3 protein-coding genes are annotated in these 2,175 nt (G+C 37.7%); all 3 read left to right on the top strand.

Annotated elements, in window-relative coordinates; translation table 11 throughout:
- Window positions 1-136 precede the first annotated feature (136 nt).
- From FC82_RS04500 to FC82_RS04510, 3 genes are read left to right on the top strand one after another with little or no spacing between them, the layout of a single operon-like run.
- The gene (locus FC82_RS04500; RefSeq protein WP_056996323.1) at window positions 137-625 is read left to right on the top strand and encodes a hypothetical protein; all 489 of its coding nucleotides are present in this window, start codon (window positions 137-139) and stop codon (window positions 623-625) included.
- Window positions 555-1,535, top strand: a complete 981-nt coding sequence (locus FC82_RS04505; RefSeq protein WP_235809170.1) for an IS30 family transposase — start codon at window positions 555-557, stop codon at window positions 1,533-1,535. Before FC82_RS04500 ends, FC82_RS04505 begins: the two co-directional genes overlap by 71 nt.
- Window positions 1,532-2,086, top strand: a complete 555-nt coding sequence (locus FC82_RS04510; protein WP_156405123.1) for a hypothetical protein — start codon at window positions 1,532-1,534, stop codon at window positions 2,084-2,086. The genes FC82_RS04505 and FC82_RS04510 overlap by 4 nt, the downstream gene beginning before the upstream one ends.
- Window positions 2,087-2,175: the final 89 nt, after the last annotated feature.

Raw genomic sequence — 2,175 nt, forward strand, 5'->3', positions numbered from 1 at the left:
TAGAGTAGGACGATTTGGCGGCGTTAATTACTCCATTAAGATTCTTTCGTAGGGTAGGCTTCATTGAAATCATAGTATTCCATCTTCAATAGAATTATAATTAATTCAATTCAATAATTATTAGAGGCTAACTACTGTGAAAAAGATAATGTTCAAATCATTCTTGCTAGTAATTCTCGCTTGTATCATGGGTGTATTTAATGAAGTGCAATTAACGTACGCAGCTACTGGATATACAAGTAAAACTTCTGTTTTTGGTAGGCTAAAATATTCAACAACGATCCCTAAGTATATTCGTGGAACGTATTATGAGTATAATGGTCATAAAAAATGGTCGAAATTAAAAATAAATAAGGACTCTATCTCTTCAGGAAGCGATCATCTTACTAATTTAGCATTTGCTTATTTAACAAAAAGCCATCAAATTTTTACTTTTAATGCTAAGGCACACTGTAATGCAGAAGTAGCCTTTGGAGAGAATGGATTAAGGATGTCTTTCGTTAATTATAGAGGGCACAAAATAAAAGCTATTAAATGCTACCAAAATCAGGGCTTTGAGTATTGGCTTGTATCAAAGAAAATTGAACATAGCTTTCAAAAGGAAACATGGAAATTCACTTCGTGAGATTGCCAGCCATATCAAGAAAAGTTACTCAACCATTTCTCGAGAATTAAGCCGTAATTCTACTGGTAAATCCTATTCACCTTCGAAGGCTCAGGAGAAGTACAAACAGCGCAAAGGCAATTGTGGCAGAGTCTCTCTTTTGAGTAATCCTCAGGTGTTTGAAGTGGTGAGAGAACACTTCTGCGAAGACCTTTGGTCTCCGGAAGAAATATCGAATCGCTTGGCAGTCGAAAAGTATCCGGTGCAGATCAGTACCACGACTATTTACCGTGGGATTTTCAATGGCTTATTTGATAATTTATTTAAATCTGGCAGCTCTAGTGCCGTGCGCCATCTAAGGCATCACGGCAAGTCTCGCCACAATAAAGCTTATCAAGAAAAGCGAGGCAAGATTCCAATCCCCAACAAGATTCATGATCGTCCGCGAGAAGCTGACAACCGTGTAGAAATTGGTCACTGGGAAGGTGATACCGTGTTAGGCAAAAGCGGAAAGGCTTGTGTCGTTACATTGGTTGACCGAAAATCTCGTTACCTGCTTATTGGTAAAGCTGCTAAAAGAACTTCAGAAGCAGTCACGGATACTTTGAGCGACTTAATGAAGCTATGGCCTGGTAGATCGTTAACGATTACCCCGGATAGGGGTAAAGAGTTTGCCAAAGTTCAATGTTTAACTGATAAGTTTGGTACGCCCTTCTACTTTCCCGATCCTCACTCTCCTTGGCAACGAGGAACTAACGAAAATACTAACGGCTTGCTTCGCGAATATTTGCCAAAAGGAACTGACCTTGATTCAATTACTGACCGCCGGATACAAGCATATGCAGAACAAATGAATAATCGTCCCCGTAAATGTCTCGGATGGAAAACGCCTTATGAAATATTCTTTAATGTAGTGTTGCACTTAATTTGACAATTCAAGATTCAAAAAAATTTAAAATTGTGATAAAAGAAAGATTAGGGGAGATAAGCAATTTGTTGCATTTATTATTGGTGACTATTCGTTGGGGGTTCTTGTTGTATGCCATTTGGCTGATTTTTTTAGGTATCATAGATAGTCAGAGGATGGGTCGATTTATTATGGCTTTTGTAATGGTAATTATGTTTTTTATCACACCAATGCTTCCCATTTATCAAGAGGCTACTCCTATCTGGTACTTTGGCAGGCGCTCCCTTGTAAATACTCAATGGAGTTTCTCAGGACACCGGCCATACAATATTCATATTGAGAATAACGGTGGAGACATTGGAATTGCCCTACACCAGTATGGCGTTTCGCAATGGCTGAACGTTAAGCAGCATGGTAATCGTTTTAATGTGGATGCTGATGACGTGGTTAATAATTATAAATCACAAGTAGCTTATGTTTATTTCACAGCCAAAGATAATGGGAAAAAATTGGTTGAAACTGACCATAATACAAATGGGCAAAACGTTCACTTCATTTATAAACGTATTAATTAGATCCTTTTTAATCTTTATTAACCAGAAATAATTTTTCCTCAATTGTCAAGTTAAGTGCAACACTAATGGCCTATTCTTATAATTGGTCT

The organism is Secundilactobacillus collinoides DSM 20515 = JCM 1123 (assembly GCF_001435975.1).
GTDB classification, from domain to species: Bacteria; Bacillota; Bacilli; order Lactobacillales; family Lactobacillaceae; genus Secundilactobacillus; species Secundilactobacillus collinoides.